The following is an 18,628-nucleotide window of genomic DNA, read 5'->3' as shown; positions in this document are numbered from 1 at the left end:
GCGTGGGAATGCCTCAACGGACGCTCCGCGTTCGGCTCTAGAAGGGACGCGGAGCGTCCTGGGCTGCATTCCCACGCAGAGCGTGGGAACGATCAAAGTCCCCCCTTGGAAACAACGGGAATCAGGCTTTTTCCGTCTACCTTGTAGGATTCTGCGACAGCTTGGCGTTTGGTGATCCGGGAACTGGCACGTATGATGCTTCACAAACTTCCGCAGATTAGAAGCCTATGTCCCTGATAGTTCTACTGCTTCTGCCTTTTATCGGCAGCTGTCTGGCAGCCTTGCTGCCGCACAACGCGCGTAACACCGAATCTTTGTTGGCTGGCCTGGTTGCCTTGATAGGCACCGTTCAGGTCGCCCTGCTGTACCCGCAAATCGCCGATGGCGGCGTGATCCGCGAAGAATTCTTCTGGCTGCCCAGCCTGGGCTTGAACTTCGTCCTACGCATGGACGGGTTCGCCTGGCTATTCTCGATGCTGGTGCTGGGCATCGGCACTCTGGTTTCGTTGTACGCCCGCTACTACATGTCGCCGGACGATCCGGTGCCGCGCTTCTTCGCGTTTTTCCTGGCGTTCATGGGCGCCATGCTCGGGCTGGTGATCTCCGGCAACCTGATCCAGATCGTGTTTTTCTGGGAGTTGACCAGCCTCTTTTCATTCCTGTTGATCGGCTACTGGCACCACCGCGCCGATGCACGACGCGGTGCTTACATGGCGCTGATGGTCACTGGCGCAGGCGGTTTGTGCTTGCTGGCGGGGGTCATGCTGCTCGGCCATGTGGTCGGCAGCTATGACCTGGACAAGGTCCTGGCCGCCGGCGATCTGATTCGCGCACACGCCCTCTACCCTATTCTGCTGCCCCTGATCCTGATCGGCGCCCTCAGCAAAAGCGCACAATTCCCTTTCCACTTCTGGCTGCCCCACGCCATGTCGGCACCGACACCGGTCTCGGCCTATCTGCACTCGGCGACCATGGTCAAGGCCGGGGTATTTCTCCTCGCACGGCTTTGGCCGTCGCTGTCGGGCAGTGAACAATGGTTCTACATCGTCAGCGGCGCCGGTGCCTGCACCCTGTTGCTCGGCGCGTACTGCGCGATGTTCCAGAACGACCTCAAGGGACTGCTGGCTTACTCGACCATCAGTCACCTGGGCCTGATCACTCTGCTGCTGGGCCTGAACAGTCCGTTGGCCGCCGTGGCCGCGGTGTTTCACATTCTCAACCACGCCACGTTCAAGGCCTCGCTGTTCATGGCCGCCGGGATCATCGACCACGAAAGTGGCACCCGGGACATTCGCAAGCTCAGCGGCCTGATCAAGCTGATCCCGTTCACCGCCACCCTGGCCATGGTCGCCAGCGCTTCGATGGCCGGTGTGCCGCTGCTCAACGGCTTCCTCTCCAAAGAGATGTTCTTCGCCGAAACCGTGTTCATCAATGCCACGGCTTGGATCGAGATGACGCTGCCCATCGTCGCGACCATCGCCGGCACTTTCAGCATTGCCTACTCGTTGCGCTTTACCGTCGACGTGTTCTTCGGCCCGACCGCCACCGACTTGCCGCACACCCCACACGAGCCGCCACGCTGGATGCGCGCGCCGGTGGAGTTTTTGGTGTTCGCCTGCCTGGTCGTGGGAATTTTCCCGGCGCAGGTGGTCGGCCCGTTGCTGGCCGCGGCGGCCCTGCCGGTGGTAGGCGGCACCTTGCCTGAATACAGCCTGGCGATCTGGCACGGCTGGAACGCGCCGATGATCATGAGCCTGATCGCCATGTCCTGCGGCATCGTGCTTTATCTGCTGTTGCGCAATCAGCTCAAACTCGGGCGTTTCAAGTACCCGCCGGTCATTGGCCGGTTCAACGGCAAGCGCCTGTTCGAACACAGCCTGGTGATCATGATGCGCCTGGCCCGTCGTCTCGAGCGGCGGATCAGCACCAAGCGCCTGCAAACCCAATTGTTCCTGGTGGTGTTCGCGGCCGTGTTGGCCGGGTTGATCCCGATGCTCCACAGTAGCCTGAGCTGGGGCGACCGGCCGAAGATTCCGGGTTCGATCGTGTTCGTGACCCTCTGGCTGCTGGCGATTGCCTGCGCCCTCGGCGCGGCGTGGCAGGCCAAGTATCACCGTCTCGCGGCCCTGACCATGGTCAGCGTCTGCGGCCTGATGACCTGCATCACTTTCGTCTGGTTCTCGGCGCCGGACCTGGCGCTGACGCAATTGGCCGTGGAAGTGGTGACCACGGTGTTGATCCTCCTGGGACTGCGCTGGCTACCGCGCCGGATCGAAGAGGTCTCGCCGCTGCCGAGCACCCTGCGCAAGGCGCGCATTCGCCGTATCCGCGACTTGCTGCTGTCGACCGTGGTCGGTGGCGGCATGGCGCTGCTGGCCTATGCGATGCTGACGCGCCAAACGCCGAACGATATTTCCTCGTTCTACCTCAGCCGCGCCCTGCCCGAAGGTGGCGGCAGCAACGTGGTTAACGTGATGCTGGTGGACTTCCGCGGCTTCGACACCCTCGGTGAAATTACCGTGCTGGTGGCCGTGGCCCTGACCGTATTCGCCCTGCTCCGACGCTTCCGACCTCCGAAAGAAAGCCTGCAGTTACCGGCCCAGCAGCGGTTGCTGGCACCGGACGTGGTCACCGATCTGGTCAACCCGCGTCACGCCAGCGATACAGCGCTCGGGTTCATGATGGTGCCGGCGGTGCTGGTGCGTCTGCTGCTGCCGATCGCGTTCGTGGTGTCGGTCTACCTGTTCATGCGCGGCCACAATCAACCGGGCGGCGGTTTTGTCGCGGGTCTGGTAATGTCGGTGGCGTTCATCCTGCAATACATGGTCGCCGGCACCCAGTGGGTCGAAGCGCAAATGAGCCTGCGACCGCTGCGCTGGATGGGCACCGGCTTGCTGTTTGCCACGGTCACCGGGCTCGGGGCGATGGCCGTCGGGTATCCGTTCCTGACCACCCACACCTGGCATTTCGAACTGCCGGTGTTCGGTAACATTCACATCGCCAGTGCACTGTTCTTCGATATTGGCGTGTACGCCGTGGTGGTCGGTTCGACCCTGTTGATCCTCACCGCCCTCGCTCACCAATCGGTACGGGGTCACAAGACCGCTGCCCTGCCTCGATCCGTCGCCATGCAAGGAACCGTCTGATGGAAGAAGTCATCGCAATCGCCATCGGCGTGCTGGCCGCGTCCGGGGTCTGGCTGATCCTGCGGCCACGGACGTTTCAGGTGGTGATGGGCCTGTGCCTGCTGTCCTACGGCGTCAATCTGTTCATCTTCAGCATGGGCAGTCTGTTCATCGGCAAGGAACCGAACATCAAGGACGGCGTCCCGCAGGATCTGTTGCACTACACCGACCCGCTGCCGCAAGCACTGGTGCTGACCGCCATCGTGATCAGCTTCGCCATGACCGCGTTGTTTCTGGTGGTGCTGCTCGCTTCCCGGGGCCTGACCGGTACCGACCATGTGGATGGCCGGGAGCCTAAAGAATGAATCTGATGCCGCACCTGATCGCTGCACCGATTCTGCTGCCACTGCTGACCGCCGCCCTGATGCTGATGCTGGGCGAAAAGCACCGTCCGCTGAAGGCCAGGATCAACCTGTTTTCCAGCCTGGTGGGGTTGGGCATTGCCGTGCTGTTGCTGCAATGGACTCAGGAGACGGACGTCCCCGGTTCCATCGGCGTGTACCTGCCGGGCAACTGGCAAGTGCCGTTCGGTATCGTGCTGGTGGTCGATCGGCTGTCGGCGCTGATGCTGGTGCTGACCGGGATCATCGGCGTCAGCGCCCTGCTGTTCGCCATGGCCCGCTGGGACGGCGCCGGTTCGAGTTTCCACGCGCTGTTCCAGATTCAGATGATGGGCCTGTACGGCGCGTTCCTGACGGGGGACCTGTTCAATCTGTTTGTGTTTTTTGAAGTGCTGCTGGCGGCCTCTTACGGCCTGATGCTCCACGGTTCGGGTCGGTCGCGGGTGTCGTCGGGACTGCATTACATCTCGATCAACCTGCTGGCCTCGTCGCTGTTTTTGATCGGCGCGGCGCTGATCTACGGCGTCACCGGCACCCTGAACATGGCCGACCTGGCGTTGAAAATTCCACTGGTGCCGGAAGCCGATCGCGGCCTGTTGCATGCCGGCGCGGGGATTCTGGCCGTGGCGTTCCTGGCCAAGGCCGGGATGTGGCCGCTGAACTTCTGGCTGGTGCCGGCCTATTCCGCAGCGAGCGCACCGGTAGCGGCGATGTTCGCGATCATGACCAAGGTCGGCGTCTACACCTTGCTGCGTCTGTGGACCCTGCTGTTCTCCGGTCAGGCTGGCGCGTCGGCGTACTTTGGCGGCGACTGGCTGATCTACGGCGGCATGGCGACCATCGTCTGCGCCGCCGTGGCGATTCTCGCCGCACAACGGCTTGAGCGCCTGGCCAGCCTGAGCATTCTGGTGTCCGCCGGGATTCTGCTGTCGGCCATCGGTTTCGCCCAGCCGAACCTGATCGGCGCGGCACTGTTCTACCTGGTCAGCTCGACCCTGGCGTTGAGCGCGTTGTTCCTGTTGGCCGAGTTGATCGAGCGTTCGCGTTCGGCCAATGAAATGCCGTTGTTCGATGACGGCGATCTGCCGCGACCGATGGAATCCTTGCAGCCGCCCAAAGGCATCAACCTCGATGACGAGCAGAAAGCCGTGGTCGGCCAGGTGATTCCCTGGACCATGGCTTTCCTCGGGTTGAGCTTCATTGCCTGCTCGCTGCTGATCATCGGCATGCCGCCACTCTCGGGATTCATCGGCAAGCTCGGTTTGCTCAGCGCCCTGCTCAATCCGCTGGGCCTGGGCAATGGCAGCGATGAGCCGATCTCGAACGCGGCGTGGGGCTTGCTCGCGTTGCTGATCCTGTCCGGGCTGGCGTCGTTGATTGCCTTCTCGCGCTTGGGCATCCAGCGGTTCTGGACGCCCGAGGAGCGGCCTTCACCGTTGCTGCGACGTTTCGAATGCGTGCCGATCATTGCGCTGCTGGGGTTGAGCATTGCGCTGACCTTCAAGGCTGAACCGCTGCTGCGCTACACCCAGGCGGCCGCCCAAACCTTGAACAACCCGCAGCAATACGTGATGGCGGTGCTCGGTACCCGTGCGATTCCAAGCCCGGAAGCCAAAGCCGCGGTAGCGGAGCTGACACCATGAAGCGTCTGTTTCCTGCTCCCTGGTTGTCGCTGGCCCTGTGGTTGTTGTGGCTGGTGCTGAACCTGTCGATGAGTCCCGGCAATCTGCTGCTGGGCGCGGTGCTGGGGTTCTGCGCGCCGTTGATGATGCGCAAACTGCGACCACTACCGATCCGCATTCGTCGGCCGGAGGTGATTGTACGTTTGTTCTTTCTGGTCGGGCGCGATGTGGTGGTGTCCAACGTCGCCGTGGCCTGGGGCGTGCTCAACGCCGGCCGCCGACCACCGCGCTCACGCTTCATCAAGGTGCCGCTGGACCTGCGCGATGCCAACGGCCTGGCCGCGTTGTCGATGATCTGCACCGTGGTCCCCGGCACGGTCTGGTCGGAACTGGCGCTGGATCGAAGCATCCTGCTGCTGCACGTCTTCGATCTGGATGACGAAGCGCTGTTCATCCAGCACTTCAAGGCGACCTACGAGCGCCCCTTGATGGAGATCTTCGAATGAGCGCCTTGCTGTCGAACGCAATCCTGCTGAGCCTGTTCTTCTTTTCCCTGGCGATGATTCTGACCCTGATCAGGCTGTTCAAGGGGCCGTCGGCCCAGGACCGGGTTCTGGCGCTGGATTATCTGTACATCATCGCGATGCTGATGATGCTTACGCTGGGCATTCGTTATGCCAGTGACACTTACTTCGAGGCGGCGCTGCTGATTGCGCTGTTCGGCTTCGTCGGTTCGTTTGCCCTGGCGAAATTCCTGCTGCGCGGCGAGGTGATCGAATGAGCGCAGAACTGTCTCTGTGGGTTGAAATTCCGGTGGCAATCCTGCTGGTGCTCAGCAGTCTGTTTGCGCTGATCGGCGCCATTGGCCTGGTGCGGATGAAGGACTACTTCCAGCGCATGCACCCGCCGGCGCTGGCGTCGACCTTGGGCGCCTGGTGCGTGGCGCTGGCCTCGATCATTTATTTTTCGGCACTCAAGTCCGGGCCGGTGCTGCATGCCTGGCTGATTCCGATTCTGTTGTCGATTACGGTGCCGGTGACCACGCTGTTGCTGGCGCGGGCGGCGCTGTTTCGCAAGCGTATGGCGGGGGATGATGTGCCGGCCGAGGTGAGCAGTCGGCGCACGGAGAGCGGGAGTTAAACGCGAAAAAAGATCGCAGCCTCGTTTCACTCGACAGCTCCTACAGAGGAATGCATAACCTATGTAGGAGCTGTCGAGTGAAACGAGGCTGCGATCTTTTGATCTTGCATTACCTCAGATCAAATCCAGGCGACTGCCAACAACCCCGCCCCCAACACCACGCACAACGGCGAATAAGCCCAGGTGTCGAGTCGGGCAAACTTCGAGTCCTTCACCTGCTTGAAGAACCCCATCAGATGCGAGTCGCCGATCGCCCTGGCGAACATCAGCATTGCAATCGCGCTGATCACCCATTGCAGCGACCAGTGATGCACCGCCGGCAGATACAGGCCGACTCGCATGCACACCAGCATCGCAATCAGCAGCAACCCGACCGCCACCAGTAACGTGGCAAAGCCTGAAGGCTTGAAGGCCGGCCGGGCTTGCGCGCTGTCCTCTGCGGATATTCGCGGGACCGCCGCCTCGCTACCCAACTTGCCGCCCGCCGCCCAATACAGGTGGATCAGACTGATCAACAGGAAGATGGCAGCCATCCATTGCGCGATCAATAGGCTCATGTTCGGACTTCCAGCGTGAAATGTCGCAGCACAATGAACTTCCTTGAACGATTTTGTAAGGGTATTCGTCAGCAATGGCGCACGGCCATCAGCGCTGATCGATGACTTTGCGTCGCCATGGCCCATCCTTTACTTCAATTTTGCGGACACCTTGTCGGCCACATCCTTGGGCACCCAGGCCTGCCACACGTCCGGGTGCGCCTTCATGTACGCCTGCGCCGCCTGACGTGGCGGAGTGTGCTTTTCGCTCATCTCGGCCAGCGCCTTGTTCAATGAATCGATTGGCAAGTCGACCTTGCTGAAGAACTCGGCGATCTGCGGATACTGCTTCTGGAATGGCGTCGACACACCGATGGACAATTTCGAGGGCAGCGAGCGTGTCGGTTTCGGATTCGGGTTGTCGGCGTCGGTCAGGGTTTTCCAGGCATCAGCGTCGAACGGCGGCTCTTCAAGCTGAATCAGTTTGAAGCGGCCGAGCAAAGGGGTTGGCGACCAGTAATAGAACAGCACCGGTTTGCCGCGCCGAATCGAAGAACTGATCTCCGCATCCAGCGCTGCTCCTGAACCGCTGCGGAAATTCACATAGCTGTCGTCCAGCCCATACGCCTTGAGTTTCTGTTTGTTGACCACTTCCGACGTCCAGCCGATCGGGCTGTTGAGGAAGCGCCCCTTGCCCGGGGTTTCCGGATCACTGAACACGTGCTTGTATTTCGGCAGGTCGCTGACACTGCGCAGGTCCGGCGCCAGCGGCTTGATGCCTTTCGCCGGGTCGCCTTTGATCACGTATTCGGGCACCCACCAACCCTCGGTGGCGCCCTTGACCGTATCGCCCAGACTCGCGACTTTGCCTTCGGCCTCAGCCTTGACCCAGACCGGACTGCGACCGGCCCATTCTTCGCCAATCACCTGAATGTCATTGTTAGCCAGTGCGGTTTCCAGGGTAATCGTCGTCCCCGGCAAGGTATCGGTCGGCAGCCCGTAGCCCGTCTCGACGATAATCCGCAGGATATCGGTGATCAGGCTGCCACTTTCCCAGTTCAGGTCGGCGAAGTGGATCGGCGCCTGGGCAGCGAACCCCGGAACGGGTGACACCAACAATCCGAAAGTGGCCAGGGTAGCGGCCAGCAACCGTCGAAATCCGTTCATGCTTTTGCACCTCGTGCTGTTCACAGCAATAGCGGGATGGCCTGGCAGAAGACCGCAAAGCCTCTGAATACTCAGTCAACTGACTGTAGTAGAGGTTCCTGCTTTCGAGGGAGGTCAATCAATTTTCGGAAAGTTCCTGCAAGTGCGCCAACGCTCTTCGTACCATGCTGGCGTACTCCGCCGGACGCAACGTATAGATCTGTGACGCCACCCAACCCAGCCATGCACCTTGCAAAACAGCCTTTTGGTCGAACAGTCGCTGGGCTTCGGCTTGCGCACGGGCCTGGTGCAGTTCGTGGAAGTCGACGCGGGCCAGGGTCACTATTCGCTGGCCTTGAAGGTCACCAGTTCCCCTTTGCGCCACTTGGCAGCCTTGGCGGTCACGGCTTTCAAGGTTTTGGTCAGGCCTTCCTGCAACTGTTGGTGAGCGGCGAACACCATCACCACGCCATGACCTTCCTTGAATACGATCCCGTGGCCATCAGCGGTGGTGACGAACGCGTAATCACCCAGGCCGTACACCGTCAGTTTGATTTCACGGAACTTGATGTCCAGCTTGCCGCCTTCGCGACTGGGCAATACGGAGGCGCTGAAATGATCGCCGACCTTGAGCTTAAGCCCTGGTTTGTCATCGACCACCAACGCCTCTTCGGTGTCGATCTCGGCAATATAAATGCCTTCAGCGTTCTGTTCGGTGATGTAAACAAAACGTGACTGGAACTGTTTAACCAGCTTTGCGCGCAAATCACCCAGCACGAACAAAGCATGCATATCGAGATTACTTACTGCCAAGGAAACATCCCCACATTTGAAAATGATGCTGCACGCAGGAAAACAGCGCACAGCAGAAAAAAGCGGCAATGCCGAAGGTGTCGCAAAAAGACCCGGGTTGAAATCCTGAAACGAGCAGAGGGCTCATCCATCGCGAGGCTTGAGAAGACTACTGGAACCACACTCACGTCGTCTTGCCCGGCGTTCGTCAGAGGTTGAAGGAAAAATCCCTTCCGACGGCCAGAAAAACGGGACTACCAACCTTAGGGAAAAATCTCTTTAACAAAAGCACTTTTCCGACATATCGCCAGCAAAAAATTGCTTTAGATGAACATCGATCGCCAGACACTGACGGTGATTCTAGAGCAGCGATGCTCATCGAGACTACCCAAAACCACGTACGCACGTCGGTAAAACAACGAAAAGGACTTCATATGTGCACGCTGACACATTTTGCTTACCCTCAGGCGCCTGACACGAACAGCTCGACGCCCCTGCCCCCCGGGATGTTTCAACCGTATGAATACTACCCTGAACAGCTTGCCCGGCCACGCTTTCAGGTCATTCTGGCCGGCAATGCCTTTTTTCATATCAAGGAAATTTCCACCGGCCGCGTCAGAGGTTTCCGCGGCAATCATAACGACGCCTGTGCCCTTGCCCGCTCGCTCGAGTTACGCGGTTGACGGTCCCGCCACGTTCATTTCCATAGACGCTTCGTCATGCCGGCGACTTATCTCAGCCGCCGGCATGCAACTACTGCCATACTGCCCGACCAATGAAACCCGCCCCCAGGGTGGGCTGCGCTCAAAACAACAGAATATTTTCAAGGGAAGGCTGCTACGTGACGGAATTTGATATCGGTGAATTTTTTATCCGGGGCGAAGCCAGAGAAGTCGAAGGCGAATTCCAGGCAGTCATTATCATGCGCGCCAAACCACCGCTGACTACCGTGACGTATCACCAGGTCGAGAAGGATCGCTGGTTCAAGACCTCGGACGTCGCTGCCGTTGCCGCCCAGGATGCCGCCAAGGCGCTGAAGGTTGCCGTCGATGAAGGGGCCTTGAAGGCCTGAGATGGGGTGCACAAGTCCGGGAGCCGCGCTGGATCAGCGCGATTTTCATGACCGTCAGCGTGCTGTAGCAGACCAGGGCCTGCCTCGCCGGCAGAATCGACACCCCGGCCCGTGAGGTGTCTGCGGCGTGCCAACCTTGCACAGATTGCACGCCTTCATGTCGACAAATGATCAGATCAGCTTGCGCTTGACCGCTTCATCCAGCGTGCTTTGGGTCAGATGCTTGAGCAACACGTCCCCTCGTTCATTGAACGGCAACCCGACAATCAGCAGGATCTGCATCCAGGTGCGAGTGCTCTCCTGTTTGACGATTTTACCCAGCACCTTGCCTTCCTGATCCTTGAACACCGTTTCCAGCGTGAAGGTATTGCTGAACGTCGTCGGGATCACGAACAACGTGAACCCCGTCAGCCAGGCACTGGCGATATTGCCCTGCTCGTTGTTGGTCAAGGTACTCGTGACGTACAGATTCGAGTCGACTTTGTCGGTGGTCACGTTTTTGAACTGTCCGGATTCCTTAAAGGTTTCCAGCATGTTCTTTTCCACCAGCGCCGCATTGCCCACGCCCCCCGACAGTTCACCGTTGAACTGCTGCTGAGTCGTCACGTGCAGATAAGCACTGGGCTTGTCTTGCCTGGCCTGGGTCGGTGGCCATTGATCCACCGGTGGCAAGTCATGCTGGGAGTAGGAAATGCAGCCCGTCAGGGCGCTGCTGACCATCAACAGCAAAACCAAAAAGTATTTATTCATGTGCAGCCAATTCCTTTGACGGTGTACGCAATTGAGGGGTAGCACTCGCCAGCAAGTGAGCGATCAACTCACGCAACTGGGTACCGCCCAGGCGGGGATTGAGGTAATCGGCGTTCCACAGGCCGACATTCTTGTCGAGCTTGACCTGCTCGACCGACCTGGCCAGTTGCTTGCCCTGACGGTCTTCGATGACCAGTTCGCCCGCGAGGTCGTATTTGTCGACGTAGATCGGACCGTCAACCCAGATCCAGAGGGTCAAGGTCACCAGCGCACCGGGAATATAAGCCGGATGCATGGTGCGTTTGCCTGCCAGCGAGGTCAGGTTGAACTTGAGCACCACGTCGTCCTGACCGGCCTTGGCCGGGAATACTACGATTCGCTTGAAGTAATCGCTTTTATCGACATAGGTGCTGATCTGCTCGGTCAACTGCCGGCTACCGGCGACACGCACCTTATCGTCCAGCTCGGGGGCGGAAATCACCACGTCACTGATCTCGGCACTGCGATCAAGAGTGGATGGCGCGGGGCTCAAGGGTTCGCCGATGGGACCCAGCGGGGTGAAAGACACACAACCCGTCAACGACAGGCCTAGCGCGACGGCCATCAGATAAACAAGACGCTTCACTGCATACATCCTTTTCATGCGGGATCGGGGATGCGTCGGCTCGAAAGAAAATCGTGCAAGGGATGGGCAATTCAGTACTGAACGGCGGTAAACCTGAGGGACCGAGTGTCGCCTACATCCTTGTTCGAACTCTTTGAATGGCGGCTCAGTGACGCCAAAAACGCGACGGCATCGTAATCGGTGGACCCCCCGACAGGCAATAGCCCAGTGCTATCACGGTGGCAAATCCACAGAAAGCTGCTAAACCCCTATCGAACTCTTGGCGCGCGGTTCCCTCAGATGCAATGACGCTGCACTGCCGATTGCGCACTCGATGCGACTGAATACTCTCAAGGAGATGAAGATGGATTCACCTACACACGACTTGAAAGGTTTGTTCGACCAACTCGGTCTGGACTCCAGCGAGAAGGCCATCGACGATTTCATTGCCAGCCATTCACCCCTGGCCGACGACAAGAAACTCATCGATGCCGAGTTCTGGACCCCGCAGCAAGCAGGCTTCCTGAAAGAACAATTGCGTGAAGACGCGGATTGGGCGCGGGTGGTCGACGATTTGAACCTGCGTATGCATCAGATCCATTAGCCTCTGATTCCATGCAGGCTGTCGGGTGTTTTGGCGTTCAGTTGCGCCAACCAGGCAGCCCTGCACGCCTGCGCTTCTTCGCGACTTGAGAATGCCGTTCCGCGGCGCTCGCCATTAAGCAGCACCACCCAACAGATGCTCTTGCCCAGCGAACGCAAACTGGCAGGCACACCGCTGCCTATCATGACCGCGACATCGACTCTGCTTTGCATGCTGACCTCTCGAACTTCATTAGCAACCTAACTATGTGGGCATGGTAATGAGTTCATCGGTGAGGAAACAGCAATGCAACTGCACAGCTTTGTTGTTCAACCGGTAACAATGGTCATGGCCGGGTTAGCCCACTGCGCAGAACCTGCCCTCAGCCTCTCGAGGGGGCGTGCATCGCAAAAGCAAAAGCGAGGCGGCCTACGGGCCGGCCTGTTTCCTCAACGCTTGCGCGTATTGATCGTTCCCACGCGTGGGAACGATCAGTGGGTGGCTATCAACGAGGGCTTTCCGGCTTGTAACCCAACCGCAAACCACCCCAATGCCGGCCCTTGAGCATGATCGGCACCGAAAGGTCGTGCATCAGTTCCCCGGTGTCGCGGGTGTAGGTTTGCAGCAGTACTGCCTGTTGATGGCTGCCGCAGCGGATCCCGGTGCGGTCGGCGAATTTGCGTTTGGTGCGGTTCTGCAAGGTATCGACCTGGGCATCACCAGTCAGGGGTTGGCTGAAGACCTTGTTGTGGGTCGGCACATAACCCTGCTGCGTACAGGCGATGGCGAACACCAGGCCTTCATGACGCGGCAACAAGGGTTCCTGGATCGCCGGCAAGACCTGATCGGCGTAGCGATCGAAGCGGGTCTGGTATTTGGCCGGGCTGGTGCCGGGAATGGTTTGGTAATTGCGGTCGAACAGGTCATCGAGGCTCACGCGGCCCTCGTCGATATCCGCTTCAAAGCGTGCCGCAATCTGACTCGCGCCTTCGCGGGCCAGGTCATAAACCCGCTGGTGATAGTCATCCAGCCCGACTTCGGCGAGGCGTTCGCTGATGGTTTCGGCCTGACCTTCCATTTGCACGGCGGCCTGGGCCAGGCGTTGGGTCTGTTGATCGCTGATCGCCAGGTCGCTGCGCATCTGTTCGATGGCGTGGAACAGGCTATCGAGTTGTTCGCGGTTGGTGTCGGCGCCTTTGGCGATTTCCCCCACCTGGCTTTCGACGCCGGCAGCCAGACGCGCAATGTTCTCCAGATGCTGACCGGTGTGCTCGACCTGCTCGACCCCGGTGTCGAGGTCGCTGGACAGTTGACGGATCTGCTCCACCACTTGCGCGGTGCGTTGCTGAATATCAGCGACCATGTCCCCGACTTCGCCAGTAGCCGTTGCCGTGCGCGCGGCCAGACCGCGAACCTCATCGGCCACCACCGCAAATCCGCGACCGTGCTCGCCGGCCCGGGCCGCCTCGATAGCCGCGTTCAATGCCAGCAGATTGGTCTGGCTGGCGATGGACTGGATCACCAGGGTGACCCGCTGGATATCATCACTGCGCAGGCTCAGAGCTTCGATCAGTTCCCGGCTGTTACTGGCGCGCTGACTGAGTTGATGCATACGGGCGATCGACTCGATCAGCTCCGTACGCCCTGCCGCGCTGCTCCGATGAGCCTCACTGGCCGCACTGAGGGCTTCCCGGCTGAGTGTCGAGGTGGCTTGTTCGGTCGCGATCATCACTTCGGCGTTGCTGACAATTTGCGCTGCAGCACCGAGTTGCGACTGCAGTTTGTCGGCCAGTTGCTTGACCGAAAAGGCCACACCGGCGGCAGACAACGCGTTATGACTGGTGGTGTAGGAAAGATCGCGAGTCAACTCGGCAATTGCACTGGCGCTGTCGACGGGGGTTGCCTCAGGGAGGGCGCGCGAGCGCAAGCGAGGTAGCCAGATAATCAGCACGGCCAATGGCAGGCCAAGGTAAAGCGACCAGCCGCCCAGCGTCATGCCGCACAACAACAGCATCAGGGCGATGCTTTGCAGGGTCGGCGTCAACCAAAGGTTTTTCGGCAAAAGCACGGGTGCAGACGATGCTGCAACCAGAGATCCGTCACGCGTCATCTTCGTCACCCATTATTCTGATTGTTGTATCGGCATTAAACGCCACTACAAGGCCATTATCTATGGTCCCTTAGTAGTGGGCATTGCAGCAGATCAATAGAAGTGCGGGGGTTTTTCACAGACGAAAAAAAGCATCGCGGGCCAGCCTTGCTCCTGACAGGAGTGAGGCTTGCCCGCGATGCGGGGCGTTACGAAATCAGGCCTGACGCTGGTGCTTGTCGATCTGTTCGTGACGCTCTTGAGCTTCGATGCAGTACTTGGTGGTCGGGCTGATCAGCAGGCGCTTCAGGCCAATGGCCTCGCCGCTGTCGTCGCACCAGCCAAAGCTGTCTTCCTTGATGCGTTCCAGAGCCTGTTCCAACTGAGGCAGCATGCGCTGGTCGCGATCGATCGCGTTCACCAGCCAGGTGCGCTCTTCTTCAACAGAAGCAGCGTCGGCCGGATCGGCCGGAGTGTCCAGGCTTTCGATGGCGATGCGGTTCTGTTCGATGCGCTCATGGGTTTCGACTTTCATGTTCTGCAACAGCTCAAAGAAAAAAGCATGTTGCTCGGCATTCATGTAGTCATCCGCCGGCATGGCCAGCAACTTGTCCTTTGTCATTGATATCTCTATAAAAAAACGTGCATTAAGGCGAATTAGGGAGCGTTCCGGCGGACCTGGGTCGGCCATCGGAACGGCGCCGTTTAATTCCAAGCGCCACCCGGCACTCAATTTACGAGGGGCGGCAGTCTAAGGCCGACTTGAGGCCTCAGCAACTGAAAAGACAGCGAATTTGTCCGACAAAGCCCTGAAAGTGCTCTAAGGCAGCCTTTGCGGTGGTTATCGGAGTGCGTTTATAGCAAGAAATTCAATCGAGCGGCTGTATATAGAAGACAAATGGTTGCGCCACGCGGGTCAGGCGTGGCGCGTTGGCTGCTTTAGTCTGAGGCTCAGCGCTTGAGTTTGCGCTTGTTGCGGTACTGATCGATGACCACAGCCACCACGATGATCAGGCCTTTGATGATGTCCTGAATGTAGGCATCGACGCCGACGAAGGTGAAACCGCTGGCCATGACCCCAAGGATCAGTGCGCCGATGACCGTGCCGGTGATGCGCCCTACTCCGCCGGCCAGGCTGGTGCCGCCGATCACTGCCGCGGCAATCGCGTCCAGTTCATAGGACATGCCCATCCCGGCCTGCCCGGTCGCGGCCCGTGCCGATGCCACCACACCCGCCAGGCCTGCCAGCAAACCGGCGATGCTGTAGACGATCACCAGATGCCGCTTGACGTTGATCCCCGAGGTGCGCGCCGCCTGCATGTTGCCGCCGATGGCGTAGGTGTACTTGCCATACTTGGTGTAACGCAGGGCGATGTGAAAGATCACCGCGACCACCAGGAAAATGATCACCGGCATCGCGCCGTGTCCGATCGCCGTGTAGGAATCCGAGAGCATGCTCACCGGTTGACCTTCGGTGTAGTAACGCGCGAGGCCACGGGCCGAGACCATCATGCCGAGGGTGGCAATGAACGGCGGGATACCGGTAATGGCAATGATGCTGCCGTTGATCGCCCCCGCCAGCAGCCCTACCCCGAGCCCGACAATCACCGGGATCCACACTGGCAAGTCAGTCAGCGACGGGAACACCGCCCGGGTGAAGTCCGACGTCTGCGCCAGGCTGGCAGCGATCATCGCCGACAGTGCCAGCACCGAGCCGGAAGACAGGTCGATACCCGTGGTGATGATGACCTGGGTCACGCCGATCGCCAGCAGACCGATGATCGACACCTGCAGGATCATCAGCACCAGACGCTGGGAGTTCATCAGGAAGCTCTGGTCGCGCACGATCCAGCCAAACACTTCAAAGACCAGGCCGATGCCAATCAGCACCAGGAAAATACTCAACTCGGTTGGAAAGCGCCGGCGACTCTTGACCGGTGCGGTTGCTGGCTTGTTTTCCAGTATCGCGTTCATAAACACTCACCCTTCTAAAAAATCCGGCATCGAATACATACCCTGTGGCGAGGGAGCTTGCTGTGGCCACAGAATCCCTACTCACCCCTAAACTGCGTCCACCCTTGATTTAGTGAACTGCGGACATACCCGAGGCCAATTGCATCACTCGTTCCTGGGTCGCTTCGCTGCGGTCGAGGGTGCCCATCAGGTCGCCCTCGTGCATGACCATCACCCGGTCGCTCATGCCAAGCACTTCCGGCAATTCCGAGGAAATCATGATCACTGCCATGCCTTCGCTGGCGAGATAAGAAATGAGCCGGTAGATCTCGGCCTTGGCGCCGACGTCGATACCGCGAGTCGGCTCGTCGAGAATCAGGATTCGTGGGTTGGTCATCAGCCAGCGCGCCAGCAAGGCTTTCTGTTGATTACCGCCAGAGAGCGTGTCGATGCACTGCTCCAGCGACGGGGTTTTGACCCGCAGCTTCTTGCACATGTCTTCGCACAAGGCGCGCAAGGCTTTTTGCTGGATGAAACCGTGGCCGGCGTAATGCGGCAACACCGCCATTTCCATGTTCTCCAGCACCGACAGGCACGGGAACAGGCCGCTGAGCTTGCGATCTTCGGTCAGTAGCGCGAAGCCCTTCTCGATCGCCATGTGCGGATCGCTGATGCGCACCACTTCGCCGTCGAGGCGAATCTCGCCACCGTCGCTCGGGGTGATGCCGAAAATCGCTTCGGCGACGTTGGTCCGCCCTGAGCCCATCAGCCCGGCGATGCCGAGGATCTCGCCGGCGTGCAGGTCGAAGGAAACATCCTTGAAAATGCCGTCCAGTTTCAGGTCGCGCACCGACAGCAGCAGATCGCCGATCGGTTTTTCACGCACCGGGAACAACTGGCTCAGCTCGCGGCCAACCATCATCGAAATCAGGCTGTCGCCGTCCATGCTGTCGGCCCGTTGCAGGCCGATGTAGGCGCCGTCGCGAAACACCGCCACTTCATCGGCAATGCTGAACACTTCGTTCATTTTGTGGGTGATGTAGATGATGCCTTTGCCCTGACTCTTGAGGTCGGCAATGATCGAGAACAGATGCGCGACTTCCTTGTCGGTGATGGCCGAGGTCGGTTCATCCATGATCAGGATGTCGGAATCGTAGGACACGGCCTTGGCGATCTCGACCATCTGCCGTTCGGCAATGCTCAGGTTGCCGACCAGCTCTTCTGGATCGAGATTGATCCGCAGGCGTTCCAGCAGTTTCGCTGTGCAGCGGTGCATTTCACGGTGGTCGATCATGTGGAAACCGTTGAGCTGCTCACGGCCGATCCAGATGTTCTCGGCGATGCTCATATGTGGCATCAGGTTGAGTTCCTGGTGGATCATCGCGATCCCGGCCTGGAGCGCAGCCAGTGGCGTTTCGAAAACCACCGGTTTGCCGCGCAGGCGTAATTCACCGGCGTCCGGTTGATAGATGCCGGCAATGATTTTCATCAGGGTGGATTTGCCCGCGCCGTTTTCGCCCATCAGCGCCAGCACGGAACCGGGACGTACCCGAAGCTGTACATCGGACAAGGCCACCACACCGGGAAATCCCTTGCTGACGTTGATGATCTCCAGCAGGTACGGCTCATCGACAGGTGTTGCAGCTGGCTGGATACCCACCAACGGGGTGCTCGAAGCAGTCGCTGAAGCGAACATGATCAGGTACTCCATCAGCAAGGTCGCGGTCGCAACCTTGCGTGTTTATTGTTGTTATTGAACGGACGGGGCTATTTGAACGTGTCGACGTTTTGCGGGGTGATCAAGCGGTATGGCACCCACACGGCCTGTTCGACCGGCTCGTTTTTGGCCATTTTCACAGCGGTGTCGATCGAACCGTCGGCCTGACCCTTGGCATCCTGGAACACCGAGACGGCCATGTTGCCTTTCTTGATCGCATTCAGACCGTCCGGCGTTCCGTCGACACCGGCGATCAGCACACTGCCTTTCTCGACGCCGGCCTGTTGCAGGGCCATCGCAGCACCAATGGCCATTTCGTCGTTGTTGGCGATGACCGCGTCGAACTTGCGGCCCTGGGTCAGCCAGTCGTTGACCAGGGTCATGCCCTTGTCCCGCAACCAGATACCAGTCTGCTCTTGCTCGATCTTGATGTTCGGGTATTTGGCCAGAACGTCTTTGACGCCCTTCGTACGGTTGGTGGTGGAGTTGTTCGCGAGGTCGCCCAGCAGAATCACGATGTCGCCCTTGCCGCCCATTTTGTCGGCCAGGTACTGCATCTGCATTTCACCGGCCTCCAGATCGTTGGAGGCGACAGTGACCACGCCTTTGGGCAGCTTCAGGTCATCGGGGCGGCGGTTGACGTAGACCAGCGGGATGCCGGCCTTGACCGCGGCTTCTGTGATTTTTTTGGTGGCGGCGGTATCCACCGGGTTGACCACGATGGCATCGACCTTCTGGCTGATGAAGCTTTCGACCTGGCTCAACTGCTTGACCACGTCGCTGCGGGCGTCTTCGAATTGCAGCTGCACGCCCTCTGGGTAGGACTTGGCTTTCTTGTCCATGGATTCGCGCAGGTAGGTCAGCCAGGTGTCATCGAATTGGGACATGCTGACGCCGATCTTCATATCGGCAAGCGCCGCGCCACTGGCGAACATCAGGGACAAGGCAAGTGAGGCGAAGCGGATCTTGGTCTTCATGAAAAGTCTTTCTCCACATTCTTGTTGGTTTTATGGATGAGGCGTGACGATTTCAGTAAGCAGGCAAGCGGGAAAAGGGTTGAAACAGGTGGCGAGGCAGGTCGCTGGAAATGACTCTATT

21 protein-coding genes are annotated in these 18,628 nt (G+C 59.3%); 9 read left to right on the top strand and 12 right to left on the bottom strand.

Features of this window, described 5'->3' with window-relative positions:
* The first annotated feature begins 227 nt into the window (after positions 1 to 227).
* The 6 genes from AC3WP4_RS21070 to AC3WP4_RS21045 are packed head-to-tail and all read left to right on the top strand — an operon-like array spanning position 228 to position 6,288.
* Positions 228 to 3,146, top strand: coding sequence for a monovalent cation/H+ antiporter subunit A (locus AC3WP4_RS21070; RefSeq protein ID WP_074875663.1), 2,919 nt, complete (start codon positions 228 to 230; stop codon positions 3,144 to 3,146).
* A complete protein-coding gene (locus tag AC3WP4_RS21065; protein WP_007935994.1) occupies positions 3,146 to 3,490 on the top strand; it encodes a Na+/H+ antiporter subunit C in 345 nt (114 codons plus the stop codon). Before AC3WP4_RS21070 ends, AC3WP4_RS21065 begins: the two co-directional genes overlap by 1 nt.
* On the top strand, positions 3,487 to 5,169 hold the full coding sequence (locus AC3WP4_RS21060; RefSeq protein ID WP_074875662.1) for a monovalent cation/H+ antiporter subunit D: 1,683 nt from the start codon (positions 3,487 to 3,489) through the stop codon (positions 5,167 to 5,169). Before AC3WP4_RS21065 ends, AC3WP4_RS21060 begins: the two co-directional genes overlap by 4 nt.
* Positions 5,166 to 5,654 carry a Na+/H+ antiporter subunit E gene (locus AC3WP4_RS21055; protein ID WP_102615956.1) on the top strand — a complete coding sequence of 163 codons (489 nt, stop codon included), beginning with the start codon at positions 5,166 to 5,168 and terminating at the stop codon, positions 5,652 to 5,654. Before AC3WP4_RS21060 ends, AC3WP4_RS21055 begins: the two co-directional genes overlap by 4 nt.
* On the top strand, positions 5,651 to 5,929 hold the full coding sequence (locus AC3WP4_RS21050; protein WP_074875660.1) for a K+/H+ antiporter subunit F: 279 nt from the start codon (positions 5,651 to 5,653) through the stop codon (positions 5,927 to 5,929). Before AC3WP4_RS21055 ends, AC3WP4_RS21050 begins: the two co-directional genes overlap by 4 nt.
* Complete coding sequence (locus AC3WP4_RS21045; RefSeq protein WP_033057651.1) at positions 5,926 to 6,288, top strand: Na+/H+ antiporter subunit G; 363 nt, start codon at positions 5,926 to 5,928, stop codon at positions 6,286 to 6,288. The genes AC3WP4_RS21050 and AC3WP4_RS21045 overlap by 4 nt, the downstream gene beginning before the upstream one ends.
* Positions 6,289 to 6,407: 119 nt before the next feature.
* Here AC3WP4_RS21045 and AC3WP4_RS21040 read toward each other — a convergent pair whose 3' ends face one another.
* The 4 genes from AC3WP4_RS21040 to AC3WP4_RS21025 form a co-directional block, all read right to left on the bottom strand.
* Positions 6,408 to 6,845 (bottom strand): DUF3995 domain-containing protein, encoded by a 438-nt coding sequence (locus tag AC3WP4_RS21040; RefSeq protein ID WP_074875659.1) that lies wholly within the window; start codon positions 6,843 to 6,845, stop codon positions 6,408 to 6,410.
* A gap of 129 nt (positions 6,846 to 6,974) precedes the next feature.
* Positions 6,975 to 7,991, bottom strand: coding sequence for an ABC transporter substrate-binding protein (locus tag AC3WP4_RS21035; protein WP_074875657.1), 1,017 nt, complete (start codon positions 7,989 to 7,991; stop codon positions 6,975 to 6,977).
* A 118-nt stretch (positions 7,992 to 8,109) separates the two neighbouring features.
* A complete protein-coding gene (locus AC3WP4_RS21030; RefSeq protein WP_074875655.1) occupies positions 8,110 to 8,313 on the bottom strand; it encodes a hypothetical protein in 204 nt (67 codons plus the stop codon).
* On the bottom strand, positions 8,313 to 8,783 hold the full coding sequence (locus AC3WP4_RS21025; protein ID WP_076031578.1) for a hypothetical protein: 471 nt from the start codon (positions 8,781 to 8,783) through the stop codon (positions 8,313 to 8,315). Before AC3WP4_RS21025 ends, AC3WP4_RS21030 begins: the two co-directional genes overlap by 1 nt.
* A gap of 413 nt (positions 8,784 to 9,196) precedes the next feature.
* Here AC3WP4_RS21025 and AC3WP4_RS21020 point away from each other — a divergent pair, with 413 nt between their 5' ends.
* Positions 9,197 to 9,445: a hypothetical protein gene (locus AC3WP4_RS21020; RefSeq protein WP_074875653.1), complete on the top strand. Its 249-nt coding sequence runs from the start codon at positions 9,197 to 9,199 to the stop codon at positions 9,443 to 9,445.
* A gap of 158 nt (positions 9,446 to 9,603) precedes the next feature.
* Positions 9,604 to 9,834 (top strand): hypothetical protein, encoded by a 231-nt coding sequence (locus tag AC3WP4_RS21015; RefSeq protein ID WP_008151675.1) that lies wholly within the window; start codon positions 9,604 to 9,606, stop codon positions 9,832 to 9,834.
* A 171-nt stretch (positions 9,835 to 10,005) separates the two neighbouring features.
* Here AC3WP4_RS21015 and AC3WP4_RS21010 read toward each other — a convergent pair whose 3' ends face one another.
* Entirely contained in the window at positions 10,006 to 10,584 is a 579-nt protein-coding gene (locus AC3WP4_RS21010) for a YajG family lipoprotein (protein ID WP_074875651.1), read from the bottom strand.
* On the bottom strand, positions 10,577 to 11,209 hold the full coding sequence (locus tag AC3WP4_RS21005; protein WP_074880617.1) for a hypothetical protein: 633 nt from the start codon (positions 11,207 to 11,209) through the stop codon (positions 10,577 to 10,579). Before AC3WP4_RS21005 ends, AC3WP4_RS21010 begins: the two co-directional genes overlap by 8 nt.
* A 343-nt stretch (positions 11,210 to 11,552) precedes the next feature.
* Between AC3WP4_RS21005 and AC3WP4_RS21000 the strand changes: the two genes are divergently transcribed.
* The gene (locus AC3WP4_RS21000) at positions 11,553 to 11,792 is read left to right on the top strand and encodes a DUF2789 domain-containing protein (RefSeq protein WP_033057641.1); all 240 of its coding nucleotides are present in this window, start codon (positions 11,553 to 11,555) and stop codon (positions 11,790 to 11,792) included.
* Here AC3WP4_RS21000 and AC3WP4_RS20995 read toward each other — a convergent pair.
* From AC3WP4_RS20995 to AC3WP4_RS20970, 6 genes are all read right to left on the bottom strand, one after another.
* Positions 11,789 to 12,004 carry a hypothetical protein gene (locus AC3WP4_RS20995; RefSeq protein WP_102615957.1) on the bottom strand — a complete coding sequence of 72 codons (216 nt, stop codon included), beginning with the start codon at positions 12,002 to 12,004 and terminating at the stop codon, positions 11,789 to 11,791. The two genes, AC3WP4_RS21000 and AC3WP4_RS20995, sit on opposite strands and share 4 nt — an antisense overlap.
* 272 nt (positions 12,005 to 12,276) lie before the next feature.
* Positions 12,277 to 13,881 carry a methyl-accepting chemotaxis protein gene (locus AC3WP4_RS20990; RefSeq protein WP_074875647.1) on the bottom strand — a complete coding sequence of 535 codons (1,605 nt, stop codon included), beginning with the start codon at positions 13,879 to 13,881 and terminating at the stop codon, positions 12,277 to 12,279.
* A gap of 196 nt (positions 13,882 to 14,077) precedes the next feature.
* Entirely contained in the window at positions 14,078 to 14,482 is a 405-nt protein-coding gene (locus AC3WP4_RS20985; protein WP_074875645.1) for a TraR/DksA family transcriptional regulator, read from the bottom strand.
* 329 nt (positions 14,483 to 14,811) lie between these two features.
* Positions 14,812 to 15,834: an ABC transporter permease gene (locus AC3WP4_RS20980; protein ID WP_074875643.1), complete on the bottom strand. Its 1,023-nt coding sequence runs from the start codon at positions 15,832 to 15,834 to the stop codon at positions 14,812 to 14,814.
* A 109-nt stretch (positions 15,835 to 15,943) separates the two neighbouring features.
* Positions 15,944 to 17,509, bottom strand: a complete 1,566-nt coding sequence (locus AC3WP4_RS20975; RefSeq protein WP_074875641.1) for a sugar ABC transporter ATP-binding protein — start codon at positions 17,507 to 17,509, stop codon at positions 15,944 to 15,946.
* 71 nt (positions 17,510 to 17,580) lie between these two features.
* The gene (locus tag AC3WP4_RS20970) at positions 17,581 to 18,507 is read right to left on the bottom strand and encodes a sugar ABC transporter substrate-binding protein (RefSeq protein WP_076030591.1); all 927 of its coding nucleotides are present in this window, start codon (positions 18,505 to 18,507) and stop codon (positions 17,581 to 17,583) included.
* Between the last annotated feature and the right edge of the window lie 121 nt (positions 18,508 to 18,628).

It is taken from the genome of Pseudomonas sp. FW305-20 (genome assembly GCF_058788075.1).
The sequence above is the reverse complement of the archived record's forward strand: the minus strand, read 5'-3'. Positions and strand labels throughout refer to the sequence as shown.